Below are 18,616 nucleotides of genomic sequence, written 5' to 3' on the forward strand. Positions count from 1 at the left end.
TTGATACGCTTGGTAAGACTCAGCGTTTAAGATGACTAGCGAAGATTAAGAACCAATACGGCCGCCATCATTTTTAGTAATCACGATCGTGGCAGAGCGTGGGCGCTTACCTGCACCGTAGCCTGCATTAGCTGGCCATTGACTGGTGTATTTAGTTGGATCCGCAATATTTGCTAATGCAGTACCTTCACCCGGATGCTGGATATTGATAAAGATCGCCTTGCCATCCGGTGTTTCACACAGGCCGGTGATTTCGCAATCTTTTGGGCCAACCAAGAAACGTTTTAGCTTATCTGCTGCAGGCGCTGCACCAACCTGTGTGACCACATCCAGCTTCGTACCGTCTTTCTTAGTGTGGCTCAGTGTTTTAGCCGCGCCATCGCCTACCTTGCCCGGAATCGCTGCCAACATCATGCAGTTAGTCACATCAGTGTAAGCGCCATCATCGGTCTGAATCCAACAAATACCAGTATTTGGGCTGAATGCCAAACCATCCGGGCTAGAGAAGTCTTGATCATCAGTCAGGTTAGATAGATTAATCAGGCCCTTGTCTGCGTCGGCTTCTGCACCAAACAAGTAAACATCCCAGATAAATGCGCCTACTGTTGCGCCTTCTTTTGTGCGCAGAATATGGCCATTTGGATTGCCCGTGCCTTTAACACCATCAACGTCTGCATAAGCACGTGGGTTGGCATTATCTGGTAGCAGCTGAGATGAGCCCGTTGCATCCACATTACGATTACTGTTATTAGTCAGGGTTTGATAGAACTCACCTGTTACTGGGTTAACGCCGCCCCACTCAGGGCGATCCATCTTGGTAGCACCTACTGCATCACCAGCCAAGCGTGTGTTCACACAAATATCGGCCAAGTCAGCAAATTTATAGCCAGCAAAAGCGGCAATCTTGGCATTAGACATCGACAGCTCTACCCACTCACCCGTGCCATCAGCATTAAATTTAGCCACATATAAAGTACCTTCATCCAGATACTTATCACCTGTTGCCATGCGATCAGCTGGGTTGGCATCTGCCGCAACCCATAAGGCTTTAGACACAAACTTGTACATATATTCATTGCGCGAATCATCGCCCATATACACAGTCAGTGGCTTGCCTACAGCAGGAATACCAAATGCTGCGCTTTCATGAGCAAAACGGCCTAATGCGCTGCGTTTTTTCAATGCTTTAGTTTTGTCATAGGCGTCCATCTCAATGATGTAGCCTTGACCGTTTAATTCATTGCGATAGTCATCGCTGCCATTGGTAGATGCACCTGTCTTGCTGATATTCCAGCGTGCGTATTGATCAAGCGTACCGCCGGTCTCCCAACCATGGCGTGAAGAACTACCTGCATTACGGCCATAACGCTTGAGCGAAGTCACGCTCTTATCGTTAGCACGGGCCGTATCGTCGCTTGCAACACGGAAGAAATAGCCAGCCCAGTTTTCTTCACCAGACAGGAAAGTGCCCCAAGGCGTTTTACCCGTACCGCAGTTATTAATCGTGCCACGAGTTTTTGTAGCATCTGCCGAGTATTTGGTGATCAAGAGCGCATTGCCGCGCGCCGGGCCAGCAATCTCTACTGGGGTCAACGGCGTAACACGGCGGTTAAATGCCGAGCTTTGTACCGTGGCCCATTTTTTATCAGCCACTTTGACTTCCACAACCGACAAGCCATGGATAGCTACTTCTTTATCTACTTCAGCAGCCGGGCGTGGCAGGGTCGTTGTACCGCCATTGGCATGAATAAAGTGCGATGAAAGTTTTGAATCGGTAGTCGCTTCATGGTTCATCGCCAGCAGCGCACGATCAGCAGCAGATACAGACGGCTTGCCAGCCGCATCCAGACCAAAGTATTCCATACCATCATGGTGATCACCGGCGCGATTATCAAAATCGCCATCCGTACCATCATTTTTGTACGCTGGAGTGGCGGCAGTCAGCGGATCACCCAGAGCATAAATAATTTGTGCACTATAACCCGTCGGAATCACTACTTTATCCAGCAAGCTTTTACCCACAGCGGTAAAGCCAAGTGCTGCCAATACCGGATTCAAAGGAGTAGGCGGCGTAGTTGGTGACACAGGAGCAGTAACAACATCATCGCTATCACTCAAACTACAGCCTGTCAGCCCCAAGCCCATTCCGCCAACCACTGCAGCGCCTGACAAGCTCATTCCTAAGAACCCACGACGGCTCATCACCCTTTGCTCAAGGATAGAATCGAAAGTCGGATTACAGGAGTGGTTAGAATTTTCTTCGTTGAAATTATTAGACTTGGACATGGAATCTCGCCTGCTCGGTGAAAAAGCCCACACTCTAAAGCCCAAATATGACATTTTTACGTTAGAAATATGACAAACAAAAGAAAGGGCTTCCAGCTGTAAGGCAAGAGAGCAAAGCAGCGCCAGCAAACCTTACCTTTTCAAACCGATACAATGCCTCAAGCGCAGAAATGCTCATGGCGCTTTGCTCGCAGTAAGGCCAGCCCCTGATGCGCACAGATTTAATTAAAGAAGCGAATCGCTTTTTAAAAAATAATACAAAAAAACCACCGCCCCTTTTAGGCAAAATTTTTAGCTGCTCGTACGATATGTGATGGCATCACTTCTTCCTTACTGATTTTTCACTTCTTTCAACCAGCCAATTTCCTGCGCGGTTTTCTCGCCAATTAATGTGCGGCTTAAATCTTCTGGAATTTTTGCCAATACTTCACTCAGTGGAATTCTACCGCCCATTATTTCTGCATAGCCTTGAGGATAGCGCGGTGCTTTATCCGGCTCGGCAAAGCCATCTGGATAAAGAGGCAGATTGCTATTTAAATCGTATTTATCGGTAGCATTCAGTGTATGCAGCAGCTCGTGTCCCACAATCACTAAGTTTTGCTTGGCATATGCTTTAGCCGCAAATAAATTAATCCGCCCAATGCGGCCTTTATTCAGCGCAGTAGAATGGCTGAGTTGCGGATGCGTGGTCGGGTCGTAATACAATAAATACAGACGAATATCCGGTGGCACGCTGACTTTAGGGCTGTTATTCCAGGCAAAATATCTGAATTTCAAACTCCAAAGCATCGTATTTAAAATATGGCCATCGCTCGGCGGCACAGGGGGAATCTCTTTCACTTCTCCCCCCAATTGAAATTCAAAGGGTCGGTGTATATTCAGCTGATATTGCTTAGCCTCTGCGGCAAAATATTGCGTTAAAGGCTCAAAATCATCTTTATTTAAGCTCTGCAAATAAGCACTTACTTCAGCACTACCGCTTACATTCACCGGATATACGGCCACATATAAGTTTTTCTTCCATTCCAGCACACCTTTATCCAGCCACGTGAATTGCGCCACCTTAGCCAGAATCAGCAATAAAATCACGATTCTTATCTTCTTCCACATACAAAGCCTGTTTTTTATTAAAAAAGGAGCAAAGCAAAATAAGCTTTACATTCATATTTATTGCAGCAGCCATTCTTCAAAACGCACGGGCTGGCGTCTGGCATGCAATGATAAAACACCCTGATTAAGTCTTTTCACGGCAATAGTAAGCTAAATAGGTGGATCATTTACGATTGATCCAATAAGCAGCGGCAAAGCTGCCATATCAAGCATGGCCCCGGCTCCACTACAATCATTGCCTTTTACCTACACATCCTGATACACGCAAGATGCCAACAGGCCCCAATATGGATCAAAGCTCCTTTTTTCTAAAAACCATCGCCCTATTCACCGCCACCGCCATTGCAGAAATCATTGGCTGCTACCTGCCTTATCTATGGCTGCGTAAGGGTGGATCAGTGTTTTTATTACTGCCAGCCGCACTCAGCTTAATGATTTTTGTTTGGCTACTGACTTTGCACCCCGCAGCAAGTGGCCGTGTTTATGCCGCTTACGGTGGTGTTTATGTCTGTATGGCGGTGCTATGGCTTTGGCTGGCAGACGGCATTATGCCGGATCGCTGGGATATTATCGGCAGCCTAATTAGCTTAATTGGCATGGCGGTCATTTTGCTCGCCCCCAGAGCAAATTAAATCAAGCGCCATTCGTTTTATGCCGAATAAATATAACCTTATCCAGCACTTCCCTATTAAGCAAGATATTGAGTAATATCATCATTATAAAAGCACTCACTGCTAATATCATTCTTTGTGGAGGTTTTATCTGATGAAAAACGTTAGAATCGAGCACGATTTATTAGGCGAAAAAGAAGTTCCCTTTGATGCTTACTATGGTATTCACACCCAACGTGCCATAGAAAACTTCAAGATATCGCAAGCCAAGATCAGCGATAACCCCATTATGGTAAAAGCATTAGCCAAAACAAAAAAAGCCTGCGCCTTGGCCAATGGTGAAATTGGCACCATAGAAAAGAAAATTTCAGAGGCGATTGCTAAAGCCTGCGATGAAATCATTAACAATAACCGCTGCTTAGATCAATTCCCCAGTGATGTATTTCAAGGCGGTGCAGGCACTTCGGTGAATATGAATGCCAATGAAGTCATTGCCAATTTAGCCTTAGAATTACAAGGCCATGCTAAAGGCGAATATCAATTTATTCACCCCAACGACCACGTAAATAAATGCCAATCGACTAATGATGCCTACCCAACCGCATTCAGAGTGGCCCTGTACGAGCACCTGCTGATTTTAATGCAGCATATGGAAACACTGCAGCAAGGCTTTATTGTTAAATCGATTGAATTTAAAAATGTGCTTAAAATGGGCCGCACCCAGCTGCAAGACGCAGTGCCCATGTCTTTAGGCCAGGAATTTCACGCCTTCGCCACCTTAATCAAAGAAGATATTCGCCTCATTGGGCAAATTAAAAATCTATTGCTCGAAATTAACCTAGGCGCTACCGCCATTGGCACAGGCATTAATGCCCCCGCCGAATACCGTGCAATTGCGGTAAAAAAACTCTGCGAAATCACCGGCTATGCCTTTACTTCATCCGAAGATTTAATTGAAGCCACGTCTGATTGCGGCGCTTATGTGATGGTTTCTAGTGTATTAAAACGCACCGCCACTAAGCTATCGATGATATGCAATGATTTACGCCTATTATCATCCGGCCCGCGGGCAGGCTTAAAAGAAATCAATCTGCCCGAATTACAAGCTGGCTCTAGCATTATGCCCGCCAAAGTAAACCCAGTGATGCCAGAAGTGGTGAATCAAGTTTGCTTTAAAGTAATTGGCAATGATTTGACCATTACCCTAGCGGCAGAAGCAGGGCAATTGCAACTCAATGTGATGGAGCCAGTGATTGCATCGTCCTTATTTGAATCCATTCATTTACTACAAAACGCCATGCTGGGGCTAAAAGAAAAATGCATCGATGGCATTAGCGCCAATGTAGAAACCTGCCGCCGCAATGTACTCAATAGCATCGCCATTGTGACCTACCTCGATCCCGTATTAGGCCATGCAAAATGCGATGAAATTGGCAAGATTTGCGCGCAAACAGGGCAAACCGTGATCGAAGTGTGCTTAGAGAAAAAACTACTTAGCCAAGCACAATTAAACGATATCTTCTCAAATGAAAACCTGCTTAATCCGCAGTATTTGGGTAAGCGGTATTGATCCTATTAAAGCCTTAATACCAAGGCCTAGATAAAAAACCCCAATTCTAATTAATAAGATTGGGGTTTTATTTTGAAATATGGTGCAAGCCACAGTGACCAAGCTGAAAGCAAATTAAAAGTGGGCAAAAACCACAAAACAGAACGATCGTTCTGTTTTAATTGGCGACCCAATTGATTCATGCCATACTCCATAGCACATCTTTGATTAAACATCGTGTAAGGAGCAAGTCATGCAAAACTATGTCACTTTGGGTGCCAATAATCATGAAGCATCATGCGTTTTCTACGATGCGGTATTAGCCACCATCAATTGGCGCTCCCATATGAACTTCCCCGGCTGGAAGGCATATTCGAGTGAAGGGCTGGGTGAAGGCTTGATTGTTTGGGTAGCCAAACCATTCAACTCAGAGCCTGCCACGGCGGGCAATGGGGCGATGGTCGGCTTTGCCGCTAGCTCACGCGAGCAAGTCGATGCCTTTTATGCTGCTGCTATTGCCAACGGCGGAACGGACGAAGGCGCTCCCGGACTGCGCCCTTATGGCCCCAATTGGTATGCCGCTTATGTGCGAGATTCCGTAGGCAATAAATTAGCCATTGTTTGCACAGAGGCGGTCTGAGTTTGAAACGCTTATAGCGTATTCACCTTTAGAGCGTAATCAACCTATTTTTTTAACAGACCTTATTACGCTATGACCATATTGAATTGATAGGAAAAATGTTGGGTTGGGTTGGGTGGAGGGGGTGAATTGGTTTGGCGTACTGCGCTTCGCTTCGAGTACACCTACGACGCTAATTCACCCGCAATTCCTTAGCCAAATGTGGCGCTGCGTAGACTTGGTCTAGGGTATATAAAATGGCCTGCGCATCGACCGACAGGGCTCTGGCGGTTTCGTCAGTATAGGCAAAGCGCCCGCCTAGGCCTTCTAGATTGCCGTCAAAAATCAGCCCTACCCATTCGCCCTTGCTATTGACCACCGGGGATCCGGAGTTGCCGCCGATAATATCGGCGGTACTGGCAAAATTAAGTGCGGTGCGTGGGTCGAGCTTGCTGCGTTTTTGGGCAATGGTTTCGGCCAGATCAAAGGGAGCTTTACTTGCAAAGCCATCGGCTCGAGCGAGCAGCCCGCCGAAAGTGGTTTTCCAAGGTGTGGCAATGCCGTTAGAGGTGTAAGCCGCTGCCTTACCGTAAGACAGCCTTAATGTACCTGTAGCATCAGGCGGTAAAGCCTTACCGTAAATTGCAAAGCGAGCTTGGCCTAGCTTTTCTGCCGCTTGCTTAATTGGCGTTTCTACCTGCTCTTCTTTAAATTTAAGCAACTCTCGGCGCAACGGATAAACAGCCAGTGCGGCTTTAATCAACGGGTCTTCTGAGGCTTCAATCGCTTTTACGCCACCTTCCAATAAACGCACCCGCTCTTTTCGCTCATTGATATGGCTTTTCTTAACCACCGCCTCTGCCCAAACAATCGGCGACTTTTTGCCCAAGGTGGCTTGAATAAAGGGATGATTTTCCCCCAATAAATCGAGCGCTTCATTAATCCCTGCGGCAAGGCGGATTGTTTCCAATTCTTTGTAAATCGGCACATCTGCACGTAAATTGCGCTCCAGAGCGCTAATTTTCGCATCGCGATAAGCACTTAGGCGCACGGAATCGGGCAATTGGCGCTCGAAGGCGAGCTCGACTAATTTGCCCGCCTGATCAAACAAGGTGCGATGCCCATAACCCACAGCCCAAAATTCCTTGGCTTTGGTTAAACCTTTAGCCGTTGCCGCGTCGATATCCGCCCATGGGTCTCCTGCTAAGCCTTTTTGCTGATAAGCCTGACGAAATATCGCTTCGTCAGCTTCTTTACGCGCCATCAGGAGCGGTTCTTTCAGCGCTGCATATTCACCCAGTAAGGCTTTTTGCCAGTTTTCTGTACTAGATAGCACATTCAAAGCTTGCCGCGTGGCTTCAGGGGAACGCTTAGAAAACGCATGCAAGAGCTGTTGCTGCATTTTTGCACTCGCCAGCTGAATCGGCATATTGATATCACGCAGCGCTTTAAGTTGCGCCAGCGTTTGCAAACGATCCGTGTTGCCCGGATGCCCAACCACAAACACCGCATCACCTTCGCCTACCGGCTTATCAGCCATTTTTAAGTAGTGCTTTGGGGTAACAGGCTTGTCATTTTCATACACCCGAAACAGCGCAAAATCGAGGGCAAAGCGGGGGTAGACAAAATTATCTGCGTCCCCGCCAAAAAATGCGGCCTGATATTCTGGCGCAAAAGCGAGGCGCACATCGCTCCATTCTTTAAAGCGATACAGGTGGTAGAGTGAGCCGTGATAAAGCGAAACCACTTCGCACTGCAAGGCGGTGGATTGCTTACATTTGCTTTCTAAGTCAGCGATTACCGTCTTACGCAGCGCTGTGCGCTCTACATCATCTTTGCCCACGGCTACCGCTGTGCTCACCGCCTCGCTCACATCATCGCTAGAAATCAGCACTCGCGCCATCCCGCCGGGGCACTTTAATTCATCACTGATTTTTTTCGCCACATAGCCATTTTTTTGTAAATCGCGCTCGGCGGTAGATAGCTTATCGATACAACTCATCGCCACATGATGATTAGTCAGCATTAGCCCATCTTTTGAAACAAAAGAGGCTGAGGCGCCAAAATTAACGGCAGCTTGCTGTAAATGCGCAAGTAATGCGGAGCTTAAAGTGCTGCCATAGCGTTGTTGCACCAAGGCGCTAGGCGGGTTATCAAAGGTCCACATCCCCTCATCGGCAAAAGCCGATATGGCTAATACCATCAAGCTGCTTAAATAGGCGTAGCGCTGCTTCATCTTGTATCCCCTGTTAACGGCCCTTATGCTTGGAGCCTATCGATCTACTTACAAATTATTTAAGTATTTTAAGGTGAGGGGTAGATACGAGCAAGCAAATGTCATAAAAAACTAGAAAATACTTACCTCAACTTGAATAAAACCCATGGATTGAGCTATGATCTGCCTCAGGTCTGCAGCTCACCTAGGCGTCGCCAGTTCATATGAACCACGCTAAACCTGCCATGGCGAAAAAATCATTTAATCATTGCTTGGCCCGAACCCTAGTGCCAGGCCGTAACGGCGACCAGCGGCAGTCTTTCAGACTTAGGCACGACAGGAGATTCGACCATGTCGCGCACTACTTATCCTTTTTATACTTCCGATATTTCGGCACTCGCCCGCTCGCTCAAACAGCAATGGGCGCTTGAGCCTGCCGCCCCCGGGCACTTGCAAATCCTAAATATGCTGGCGCGCGCCGCTGGCTTTAGTAATTTTCAGCATTTACGTGCGGCGGCAGAAGCGCCCGTACCCGTAAGCAATACCCACTCCCCCCTGACCAAACGCTTGCTTCGGTATTTTGATGAGCAAGGGCGTTTGATGCGCTGGCCTACGAAGTTTTCCGAGCAGTTGCCCTGCATCTGGCCGATCTGGGCCAGCTTCCCCGCCCAGCTGGAAATGAGTGAAAAAGCCGCGAATGAATGGATTAAAAGCGCAGAAGCCATCGGCGATCACGTACTGCTACGCCGCGAGCTGGTGAATTACAAACTCATTACCCGAACCCCAGATTGCCGCATTTACCAGCGGCTGGAGCAGGATATTCCGGAGGAGTTGCTAGAGTTTATGGCCGAGATTGAACGGCGTAAGGTGGCGCTCGAGGATTAGGCCTACCTTCTTCGCCTGATAGTTTATAGGCTGCACAACGATGAAGTCGTTGTGCAGCCAAAACGGTAAGCAAGAAAAACCATTGCACACCCTATAAAAACCAATCTTTTCTTTGACCTTAGATTGGCAGGATTGAATTTCAGCTACCCTACAACGCGATAAAGTAGCAAACCCAAACTACAGCTCAATCTCCAGCCAAAGCCGTTAAATCTGCGGTATTCAAGCAATTAAAATTGCCCACTGCCCAGTAATTTTGGCCTAGCCAGCCCTTCGCGTATTGATGGATATATTCAGGGGTAAAGCTAGCAAAATCAGGCGTGCTGCCTTTTACTGAGCCATCAATCAACCAATACCAGGATAAAGCTTCGGCATTTTGTATGGGCTTATTTCTTCGCTCTTGCTGTGCTTTAAGCAATATGGCACGCACATTTTTCATTTCATTAATCGTCGGCGCTTCATTACGCAAACGGGCAATTTCAGCGACAGTAATTTTGGCGGCCTGATCACATTGTTTAATGTCGGTTTGATAAGCGACGGACAGCAGCAAACCTTGCCACGCAGTCAGCTCAAAATTGCTATACACACCATATGTTTCCCCGGTGTTTTCGCGTAATGCCTGCCACAAACGCTGTTGCACAAGCTGGCTTAAGAAACGGGCGACGCCCTCGCTGCCCGAATTGGCAGGCATCGGCACATAAGCATGCCAAAAACGCATAGACAAAGGCTGAGAAATCGTTTGATGAATTTCATTTCCCCGGCCATGGGCTAACGGCTCTGGCTTAAATACCACCACATCTTTAACTGGCAAACTGGCGATGTACTGCTCAATCAAATCCTTATTACGCTTATTATTTGTCACCCCGCTCAGCACAAAACGAAACGCTCGCGGATTACCAAATAAACTATTTCTCGCCTCAACGAGCTCGCTTAATGACGCATCAAAATTGTAGATTTGCCAGTACGCAGGATAAGGCCACTGCGAGCCGTAATGCTTTTCGTTTAAGCCGGTATATAAAGAATTTGAATTGCTAACCATCAATTGATAGGCTAAATCTTGGCTTAGCTTGGCTGCTGCTTTGTCGTCTCTTGTTGCTGTCCAAGCCAGATATTGCAGCTGCAACAGGGTTTCGATATCTACCGCATCCACTTCACCCGCTAGCCCCTGCTGATCTGCATATACAAAGGGATAAAACTTTAATTCGGTCTGTGACGATAATCTTTGCCTTAGCTCGCTACCGCTAAACTCACCCAATCCGGCCTGATTTAAATACTGCACCAGCGTTAACCCCGCTGGGTACAGTTTTTTAGTCAGCGCCGCCATACCACCTGCAGCCCGGGCAGAAAAGCCAACTCGATCTCCACCGCCTTTAGGCGGCGTGATCAACACCTCAATTCCATTACTTAATTTAAATATGGTGCCCTCGGTCGTCGGCTCGCTCTGCTCTGACACAATTTTTCCAGCCAACGGCTGCTGAGCAAGAAGCGGCTTATTACTCACTTCCTGAACTAGATTTTCCAATGGCTCGGCTCGCACCGCATCAACAATGTTTTGTGCCGTCTTCTCAAAAAATACCGAATAACTATTCACTGCAGGTGGCAATAAAATCGTAGCCACTTGATCTGGCGACAATAGCAAGCGCTTTAACTCATCTTGTAAAACGTCGGAAGTGGTGGCCGCAAAAAATATTTTAAGCTGCTGAAACATTCCAAATGAATCTCTGGCTGTTTCACCAAATTGAGCGTACTTCTGCAAACGATAAATCCAATCGCTATGACTTGAGAAACTGGACTGACTTTTGCGATAAATCTCAAAGCTACGATAAAGCTCTTGCTGGCTAAAACCAAAGCGTTTAGCTCTTTCCAGCTCGCGATATAAGGCTTGCAGCGCCTCTTTCATTTGCTTATCTTTAACCGACACCGACAGGGTAAATTCAGTTTGGCGAGTAGGTAAGCTCGTACCATGCCCATTAAAATAATTGGCATCGACAAAAGGGCTGCCTTCTTTTCTAGCTTGTACACTCAGACGTTGTTGCAATAAGGTACCCAACATACCGCGTTTGAAGTTGCTAAACGCCGCATCTGCATCAGTCATCGATTCCGCGGGTAAAGCCCAGCCCCATACCGCTTGTGGGTGAGCAATTCCCGGCACATCGCGGTGGCTAAAAAAACGCAAACCACTTGCCGCTGCTGGATGGGCATAGCCTATGGGCGCAGTGCCTTTTTCTATACCAGCAAACAGTGCCTTAATTTTATCCTCTGCCTCTTGCGGCTTAATATCACCCGCAATCAGCAACGTCATCCGCTGTGCTTGGTATTCACGCTTATAAAAAGCTTTTATTTTTTCAAGAGGGATCTTTTTTACAATATCAGCATCACCAATCGCCAAACGCTTTTGATATTGCTCCGAGGGATAAATCGCTTTAAGTAGGGACTGGTAAAAATCAGAACCAAGCTGGCGAAGGCGACCTTCATCCAGCACCACTTCCCGTTCCAGCTCTAATTCGGCCGCATCCAGCTCAATGCCATTTGCCCAATCAGCAAGTAGTTGCAAAGCTTGTGGCAGCGCCTCTTGCGAAACACTGATTTGATAATTGGTCCACTCATGAAAAGTAAACGCATTCATATCGCTGCCAAGGCGCATGCCCTGGCTTTCTAAAAAAGATTTTAATTGCTGCGGCCCAAAATGCTTCGTTCGGCGAAACGCCATATGCTCGAGCAAATGCGCCACACCACGCTCATCATCCGCTTCACTCAGCGATCCTGCATTAACCAATAAGCGCAATTCCACCTTACCCGCAGGCTCGGCATTGGGCTTGATATAGTAGTTCAAACCATTGGCCAGCTGACCGTGACGAACATCGGAGGGTAAAAGAGGAAGTATTTCCAGCTTACTATCTGCCGCCTGCACATTGCCGATCAAGCCAAGTAGCAAGCAAAATATTATTTTCAAAATAACCGCCACAATCTTTCAAAGACTGCAAATATTACGGCAGGTTATGTCAATAATCAATCAGCATTAAATATTTAATATTAGCGAGTACATTGAAGCGAATCGATATGCAAACAAACATCAAAAAGCAGTCTTGATCAAACAGGCATAAAAAAACGGCAGGTTTCCCCGCCGTTTTTTAGGTGCTAAAAAAAATCAGCACTCCACAATATTCACCGGCAATTCAATCATATTAATTGCCAAGCCACCGCGGGCGGTTTCTTTGTATTTGGTGTTCATATCGCGGCCAGTATCGCGCATGGTTTTAATCACCCGATCAAGCGACACAAAGTGTTGACCGTCGCCGCGCAGCGCCATGCGGGCGGCATTAATCGCTTTGATCGATGCCATGGCGTTGCGCTCAATACATGGCACTTGCACAAGGCCACCGACCGGATCACACGTCAGGCCAAGGTTGTGCTCCATGCCAATTTCTGCGGCGTTTTCGACTTGCTCGGGCGTGCCGCCCAAGACTTCTGCAAGCGCACCTGCGGCCATCGAGCAAGCGGACCCCACTTCCCCCTGACAACCGACTTCTGCACCAGAGATAGAAGCATTCAGCTTAAACAAAATACCTATCGCGCCCGCCGTCAGGAAGAATCGCACAATGCCGTCATCAGTCGGATTCGGTGTAAAGCGGGCGTAATAATGCATCACGGCAGGGATAATCCCTGCTGCGCCATTGGTAGGCGCAGTCACCACTCGGCCACCACCCGCGTTTTCTTCGTTGACAGCCAGCGCGTATAAATTCACCCAATCGAGCACGGTAAGCGGATCACGCAGCGCGGCTTCTGGGGATGCCAACAGTTTTTGATACATATCGGCGGCGCGGCGTTTTACTTTTAAGCCGCCGGGTAAAATCCCCTCATGCTCGCACCCCCGTTTTACACAGGCTTGCATCACCGCCCAGATCTCCAGCAGGCCAGCGCGAATTTCGTCTTCGGTGCGCCAAGCCAGCTCATTTTCTAGCATGATCTGGCTAATGGTTTTGCCGTGGCGCTCGCACAGCGCAAGTAGCTCGGCACCGCTCGAAAACGGGTGCTTCAGCTCGGTCACGCCGGGAGGGTTAAAGCCCGCATCCACAGCGGCCTCATCCACCACAAAACCACCGCCTACCGAGTAATAAGCACGCTTAGAGACGCTCTCGCCAGCGGCATCAAAGGCTTCAAAAATCATGCCATTCGGGTGAAATGGCAGTGTTTTGCGCTTATGCAAAATGAGGTGTTCGGCCTCAATAAATTGAATTTCATGCTTGCCGAGCAGATTTAACTTTCGGCCTTCACGAATGGCCGCGACCATCTCATCGACCTTTTCGGTGTCCACAAGGCGAGGCGATTCGCCCTGCAAGCCGAGTAAAACCGCGATATCCGAGCCATGGCCTTTGCCCGTGGCACCTAGGGAGCCAAATAACTCGCTTTTTACTTTGGCGACTTTCTCAAGGATGCCGTCTTTCTCTAAACGACGAGCAAAGGTACGCGCAGCCCGCATCGGGCCAACGGTGTGCGAGCTGGATGGGCCTAGGCCGATCTTAAATAAATCAAATACGCTAATTGCCATTTTATGTATCTCGGGTAATGCCTGCTGCTGCGCTGAGTGCATGCTCGAGTCGCTTGCAGGCTATTGTTAAGGTCTGTTTTTTTAATAGATTGTTTTTACGGTATATCGTTCAGCTTAATCGCAAAATGAGGCGACTAAGCGTTGTTGTTTTTCACATAGTGGTAAGCAAGCTTCACGGCTTAACGGATGTAATCCATGGTTAGAGATGCAAAGCGGCTAAGTTTGAACAGGGCGAAAAAGGATGACAGTGCCCGCTCAGCGTAAGCCGAACGATGCCCCTCTGTCCTTTTGCCTGAGAGATTGCGGCACGATGCAGCACATCGGCCATGCTTCCTTCGGCGAGGCAGGCTAAACCTACCTTCTCTCCAGATTGCCAACGCCATCACAGTTCTTTTGCCTGAGAGTTTCTGGGGCGATTCCCCTTCGGCGCTGTGCTAACAGTCTCTCCTGCAATGGCTGCGGCAAGTCTTTGCGATCAAACCAAGCACGGCCGCGTGGCAGCAGCCAATCTATTGAAGCTTGCACTGGCTGTCAATTCATGATTAGCACTAGAGCTCAATAAAAAGCCCCACGCTGACAATATGCATGGGGCTTATTAATAAATACGCAGCAATACGGCTGCTTAAATCACTTAAAACATGCCATTACCATTGGCATCTTTCTCTGGCACAGCCTGAATCACATCCCAATGCTCGATAATCTTGCCATTTTTAACGCGAAAAATATCCACAATCGCCACGCCACGCTCACCGGCTTTATCTTGAGAGTGAACATGCAGCATCACCAAATCACCCTCTGCAATCACCCGCTTAATCACAGTACGGGAATTCGGTGAATTAGCTTTTATATAGCGAATAAAATCCTGCAAAGGCTGCACACCATTTGCTACTTCCGGATTATGCTGAATATAATCTTTAGCAATAAACGGTAAAACACCCTCGGCATCCAACTTATTAAATGCAATATCGTAAAACTTAAGCACCAGCGTTTTATTTTTCTCTTCCTTAGGCCCGGCCATCGCCGTTGCTGCCAGCAAACCTAATATCATCGTAATGAGTAATTTTTTCATCTTAAATATCCTTTAGCTGCGTATTTAAACAAAAAGCAAAAAATGAAGAGCACCCGCCCTGCAAACTATAGCTATTTCTTAAAAATATCACACTCTATTACCCGGCTACGTTAGCAAGAATCAACAGCTAATAACCAGCACTTATACCACCTTACTAACTAACAAATTCGCCAATTCACAGCCACACAATCTACTCTACTCAGCTAGTCGTAATGCGTACTTCAAGCCCGGTATTTTTCCATCTAGGCAAAAGCTAAGAAAAAGGCTTGATCCCGCAAGAAGCGCCGTATTACGATGCGGGGATAGAAGATGAAAGGCGGCTCCTGCTAGCCTTCACGGGAAGAGACAAAAAAAAATGAAAAATCATCGCCTATCCAGAGGTTTCACCCTACTGGAATTACTCGTTGTTTTGCTGATTATTGCCCTGCTTGCCGGTTACGTTGGCCCCAAGCTGTTTGGTGAGGTAGGCAAAGCCAAGACTAAGACTGCGGCAAGCCAGATGAAATCGATTGCCGATGCACTCGATCATTACCGCCTTGATACCGGCCACTACCCAAGTACCGAGCAAGGCATCAATGTGCTGACCAAAAAGCCAAGTGACGAGCCAAAGTGGCAAGGCCCTTATTTGATGAAAGACGTGCCAGCAGATCCTTGGGATAGGCCTTACGTTTACAACAAACCGGGCGAAAACGGCCGCGACTACGATTTGCTGACCATGGGCGCAGACGGCAAAGCCGGTGGTACGGGCGAAGACACCGACGTTAGCTACTAATCTATAAAGCCCCGCCCCCATGCGCTACACCGTTAAAGCCTTGCAGGCAGGCAAGCTGCTGCAGCTGGATCTCGACGCCGCTAATGAAAGCGAGCTAAAGGATAAGCTGACGGCGCAAGGTCAGCAGTTTTTATCTGCCAAGGCGCACAGCAGCTTTAAACTCTCCACCAAAGCATTTGACCTATCGCTGTTTACCCAAGAGCTGATCGCGCTTTTGCAAGCGGGGCTGACGCTAGTTGAAGCAGTAGAAACGCTTAAAGAAAAGAGTGCGCAAGATACCCATGGCGATGTATTAAGCCGCATGATTGAAGGCCTGTACCAAGGCTTACCATTATCTAAAGTACTGGCGCAAATGAACCAGCACTTCCCGCCTTTATATATCGCCACCGTTAGCTCGGCAGAAAAAACCGGCCACCTTGCAGATGCGCTGGGGCGTTATCACCATTACGAATCCCGGCTGGCTGCAGTTAAAAAGAAGGTTATTTCGGCGGTGATTTACCCGCTGGTAGTGATTGGTATTGGCGGCGGCATTATGCTGTTTTTGCTGTTTTATGTGATCCCAAAGTTCAGCCAGATCTATGCTTCGATGAAAAACCTGCCTTTTGCCGCGCAAGTGATGCTGTGGTGGGGGGATTTGGTGCACAAGCATGGCTTGATAATGTTTGGCGGCTTGGTGCTTAGCGTGGTGTTGGCGGTGTTTTTGCTGCGCACCGAGGCGGCAAAAAGTGCTTTGCGTGAGGCCTTTTGGCGCTTACCGCGTTTAGAGCAATACCGGCGCTTATTTTCGCTGACGCGTTTTTACCGCACCGTGGGCCTGCTGCTGGCTGGCGGAATTTCGGTGGTGCATGCGATGGAACTGGCGGCGCAGTTATTGCCACTAAAAATGCAGCTTGGCTTACAGCAAGCCTTGGTCGATGTGAAATCGGGCCAAGCCCTTTCGCAAGCCCTGCCCCGCTATCAGCTGACTACACCCGTATCAGAGCGCTTACTGCGCGTGGGGGAACAAAGCGGCGAGCTAGCCACCATGTGCGAGCGCTCGGCGCAGTTTTGCGATGAAGAGCTAGAACGCGCCATCGATATGTTTACCCGCCTTTTTGAGCCCATTTTAATGTTGATTATTGGTGTACTGATCGGTGGAATTGTTTTTCTGCTGTATATGCCGATTTTTGAGCTGGCTGGGAATATGCAATGACAGATGCCACATATATGCCAGCGATGACTGAAGCGATCACAATCTCTTCAGCCAAGCTCAGCCTCGAGCTGATCCAAACATTACGCCAGGATCAGGCCCCGCTTGCGCCGCGTTTGCAACAAGTATTGCAACTTAGCGACGCAGATTACGGCGAGCAACTTAGCCGCTTTCTTGGCCTGCCGTTTTTAAGCCTCGATGCCATCAGCGCGCTTAGCCCGCGTTACGATCTACTGCCTTACGGCGAAGCCGTGGCAAGGCAATGCCTGCTACTCGATGGCACAGATGGGCTGTGCGTAGTATTGGCTGATCCTTTCGATGCCGCGCTGCGCAACTGGCTACGCCAACGTTTGTCTGTAAGCTATCAAACTGCTTTTGCTCATCATCAGGCACTACGTACTTACTTAGAACAGTTTGAAACCTCACACCGAGCGATGGATCAGCTAGGGGTTGGCGAGCAGAGCGAAGTCAATCAGGACGGCATCGTCGAGATTTCACTGGCGACCTTAGCTGCAGATAAAAAGCCTGTGGTCAAACTGGTGAATTCCACGCTGTACGACGCGCTTAAAGCCAAGGCTTCTGATGTGCATATGGAAAGTACGCCAAATGGCTTAACCATTAAATATCGTATCGACGGCGTGCTGCTGCATATTGGCGGCGCAAATGGCTTGGAAACCGCCGAGCAAGTAATTTCGCGGATTAAGGTGCTGGCCGATCTGGATATTTCAGAGCGCCGCGTGCCGCAAGACGGGCGCTTTAAGGCAAGGATTAATGGCCGCGAAGTGGATTTTCGCGTCTCCATCATGCCGTCCATTTACGGCGAAGATGCCGTGCTGCGGGTATTAGATAAGCAAAATGGCGGCGATGCTTTTAAGCAGCTGCGTTTAGATATTCTGGGCTTTGATGATGGCACGATGGCGCGGATCAGAAGTTTGGCGCGTGAGCCTTACGGCCTGCTGCTGGTCACTGGCCCTACCGGCTCAGGTAAATCGACCACGCTTTACGCCACGCTTTCTGAGATTAATACCGGCGAAGAGAAAATTATCACCATTGAAGATCCGGTGGAATACCAGCTACCCGGTGTATTGCAAATTCCTGTGAACGATAAAAAAGGCCTGAGCTTTGCCCGCGGCCTGAGATCGGTGCTGCGCCATGATCCGGATAAGATTTTGGTAGGCGAAATTCGCGATGGCGAAACCGCCAATATTGCCGTGCAAGCCGCGCTAACCGGCCATTTGGTGCTCACTTCCGTGCACGCCAACAATGTGTTTTCGGTGCTCGACCGCTTTATTCATATGGGCGTAGAGCCGAACAGCTTTGTGGATGCGCTGATCGGCGTGGTGGCCCAGCGCCTGATTCGTAAAGTGTGTCTGCACTGCGTGGTGGATGACGAACCCGATGAAGAGCTACTCGCCACATCGGGCTTAAACAGCGAAATAGTGAAAGGCTGGCGATTCCGTAAAGGCGTTGGTTGTAAGGCTTGCCGCAATACCGGCTATCAGGGGCGTAAGGCGATTGCCGAGGTATTGCGACTCAACGACGAGCTAAAGCAAGCCATTGCCAGCCGCGCGCCAGCCGTAGAACTCAAACAACTCGCCGCACGCTTTGGATTTTTGTCGATGCGCCAGCAAGCTTTGGCCGTCGTTGCCAGTGGAGAAACCACATTACAAGAAATTAATCGCGTGACTTTTGTGGATTAAGAATCCTTAGATCTGTAGACACAGAGAACACAGAGTTTAAAAGCAGCATACGGAGAAAAGCATAA

General features: G+C 48.4%; 13 protein-coding genes and 1 riboswitch. Of the genes, 7 read left to right on the plus strand and 6 right to left on the minus strand.

The window, feature by feature from the left end; genetic code table 11:
* Positions 1 to 45: 45 nt before the first annotated feature.
* Complete coding sequence (locus tag VN23_RS10855; RefSeq protein ID WP_046350852.1) at positions 46 to 2,286, minus strand: PhoX family protein; 2,241 nt, start codon at positions 2,284 to 2,286, stop codon at positions 46 to 48.
* A 330-nt stretch (positions 2,287 to 2,616) separates the two neighbouring features.
* The gene (locus VN23_RS10860) at positions 2,617 to 3,396 is read right to left on the minus strand and encodes a hypothetical protein (RefSeq protein WP_046350851.1); all 780 of its coding nucleotides are present in this window, start codon (positions 3,394 to 3,396) and stop codon (positions 2,617 to 2,619) included.
* A 287-nt stretch (positions 3,397 to 3,683) separates the two neighbouring features.
* Between VN23_RS10860 and VN23_RS10865 the strand changes: the two genes are divergently transcribed.
* The 3 genes from VN23_RS10865 (at position 3,684) to VN23_RS10875 (ending at position 6,196) form a co-directional block, all read left to right on the plus strand.
* Positions 3,684 to 4,028, plus strand: coding sequence for a YnfA family protein (locus VN23_RS10865; RefSeq protein WP_046350850.1), 345 nt, complete (start codon positions 3,684 to 3,686; stop codon positions 4,026 to 4,028).
* 133 nt (positions 4,029 to 4,161) lie between these two features.
* A complete protein-coding gene (gene aspA / locus VN23_RS10870; protein ID WP_046350849.1) occupies positions 4,162 to 5,577 on the plus strand; it encodes an aspartate ammonia-lyase in 1,416 nt (471 codons plus the stop codon).
* A 232-nt stretch (positions 5,578 to 5,809) separates the two neighbouring features.
* A complete protein-coding gene (locus VN23_RS10875; protein ID WP_046350848.1) occupies positions 5,810 to 6,196 on the plus strand; it encodes a VOC family protein in 387 nt (128 codons plus the stop codon).
* Between the two features lie 172 nt (positions 6,197 to 6,368).
* On the opposite strand, the gene VN23_RS10880 is transcribed toward VN23_RS10875, so the two are convergent.
* Positions 6,369 to 8,411: a S46 family peptidase gene (locus VN23_RS10880; protein ID WP_046350847.1), complete on the minus strand. Its 2,043-nt coding sequence runs from the start codon at positions 8,409 to 8,411 to the stop codon at positions 6,369 to 6,371.
* Positions 8,412 to 8,741: 330 nt separating this feature from the next.
* On the opposite strand from VN23_RS10880, the gene VN23_RS10885 reads away from it, so the two are divergent.
* A complete protein-coding gene (locus VN23_RS10885; protein ID WP_046350846.1) occupies positions 8,742 to 9,275 on the plus strand; it encodes a DUF2087 domain-containing protein in 534 nt (177 codons plus the stop codon).
* Positions 9,276 to 9,459: 184 nt separating this feature from the next.
* Here VN23_RS10885 and VN23_RS10890 read toward each other — a convergent pair whose 3' ends face one another.
* From VN23_RS10890 to VN23_RS10900, 3 genes are all read right to left on the minus strand, one after another.
* Positions 9,460 to 12,225, minus strand: a complete 2,766-nt coding sequence (locus VN23_RS10890) for a M16 family metallopeptidase (protein ID WP_156455182.1) — start codon at positions 12,223 to 12,225, stop codon at positions 9,460 to 9,462.
* A gap of 195 nt (positions 12,226 to 12,420) precedes the next feature.
* The gene (locus tag VN23_RS10895; RefSeq protein WP_046350919.1) at positions 12,421 to 13,821 is read right to left on the minus strand and encodes an L-serine ammonia-lyase; all 1,401 of its coding nucleotides are present in this window, start codon (positions 13,819 to 13,821) and stop codon (positions 12,421 to 12,423) included.
* 375 nt (positions 13,822 to 14,196) lie between these two features.
* Positions 14,197 to 14,281, minus strand: a riboswitch (glycine riboswitch).
* 171 nt (positions 14,282 to 14,452) lie between these two features.
* Positions 14,453 to 14,890: a nuclear transport factor 2 family protein gene (locus tag VN23_RS10900; RefSeq protein WP_046350844.1), complete on the minus strand. Its 438-nt coding sequence runs from the start codon at positions 14,888 to 14,890 to the stop codon at positions 14,453 to 14,455.
* Between the two features lie 355 nt (positions 14,891 to 15,245).
* Here VN23_RS10900 and gspG point away from each other — a divergent pair, with 355 nt between their 5' ends.
* From gspG to VN23_RS10915, 3 genes are read left to right on the plus strand one after another with little or no spacing between them, the layout of a single operon-like run.
* On the plus strand, positions 15,246 to 15,662 hold the full coding sequence (gene gspG, locus VN23_RS10905) for a type II secretion system major pseudopilin GspG (protein ID WP_046350843.1): 417 nt from the start codon (positions 15,246 to 15,248) through the stop codon (positions 15,660 to 15,662).
* A 19-nt stretch (positions 15,663 to 15,681) separates the two neighbouring features.
* Positions 15,682 to 16,854: a type II secretion system F family protein gene (locus VN23_RS10910; protein WP_046350842.1), complete on the plus strand. Its 1,173-nt coding sequence runs from the start codon at positions 15,682 to 15,684 to the stop codon at positions 16,852 to 16,854.
* The gene (locus VN23_RS10915; RefSeq protein WP_046350841.1) at positions 16,851 to 18,551 is read left to right on the plus strand and encodes a GspE/PulE family protein; all 1,701 of its coding nucleotides are present in this window, start codon (positions 16,851 to 16,853) and stop codon (positions 18,549 to 18,551) included. The genes VN23_RS10910 and VN23_RS10915 overlap by 4 nt, the downstream gene beginning before the upstream one ends.
* The last annotated feature ends 65 nt before the right edge of the window (positions 18,552 to 18,616 follow it).

It is taken from the genome of Janthinobacterium sp. B9-8 (assembly GCF_000969645.2).
Lineage (GTDB): Bacteria > Pseudomonadota > Gammaproteobacteria > Burkholderiales > Chitinibacteraceae > Iodobacter.

Excerpts from the sequence above, each read along its gene's own strand:
- VN23_RS10855 (WP_046350852.1), bottom strand. The coding sequence starts at position 2,286 with ATGTCCAAGTCTAATAATTTCAACGAAGAAAATTCTAACCACTCCTGT.
- VN23_RS10860 (WP_046350851.1), bottom strand. The coding sequence starts at position 3,396 with ATGTGGAAGAAGATAAGAATCGTGATTTTATTGCTGATTCTGGCTAAG.
- VN23_RS10865 (WP_046350850.1), top strand. The coding sequence starts at position 3,684 with ATGGATCAAAGCTCCTTTTTTCTAAAAACCATCGCCCTATTCACCGCC.
- aspA (WP_046350849.1), top strand. The coding sequence starts at position 4,162 with ATGAAAAACGTTAGAATCGAGCACGATTTATTAGGCGAAAAAGAAGTT.
- VN23_RS10875 (WP_046350848.1), top strand. The coding sequence starts at position 5,810 with ATGCAAAACTATGTCACTTTGGGTGCCAATAATCATGAAGCATCATGC.
- VN23_RS10880 (WP_046350847.1), bottom strand. The coding sequence starts at position 8,411 with ATGAAGCAGCGCTACGCCTATTTAAGCAGCTTGATGGTATTAGCCATA.
- VN23_RS10885 (WP_046350846.1), top strand. The coding sequence starts at position 8,742 with ATGTCGCGCACTACTTATCCTTTTTATACTTCCGATATTTCGGCACTC.
- VN23_RS10895 (WP_046350919.1), bottom strand. The coding sequence starts at position 13,821 with ATGGCAATTAGCGTATTTGATTTATTTAAGATCGGCCTAGGCCCATCC.
- VN23_RS10900 (WP_046350844.1), bottom strand. The coding sequence starts at position 14,890 with ATGAAAAAATTACTCATTACGATGATATTAGGTTTGCTGGCAGCAACG.
- gspG (WP_046350843.1), top strand. The coding sequence starts at position 15,246 with ATGAAAAATCATCGCCTATCCAGAGGTTTCACCCTACTGGAATTACTC.
- VN23_RS10910 (WP_046350842.1), top strand. The coding sequence starts at position 15,682 with ATGCGCTACACCGTTAAAGCCTTGCAGGCAGGCAAGCTGCTGCAGCTG.
- VN23_RS10915 (WP_046350841.1), top strand. The coding sequence starts at position 16,851 with ATGACAGATGCCACATATATGCCAGCGATGACTGAAGCGATCACAATC.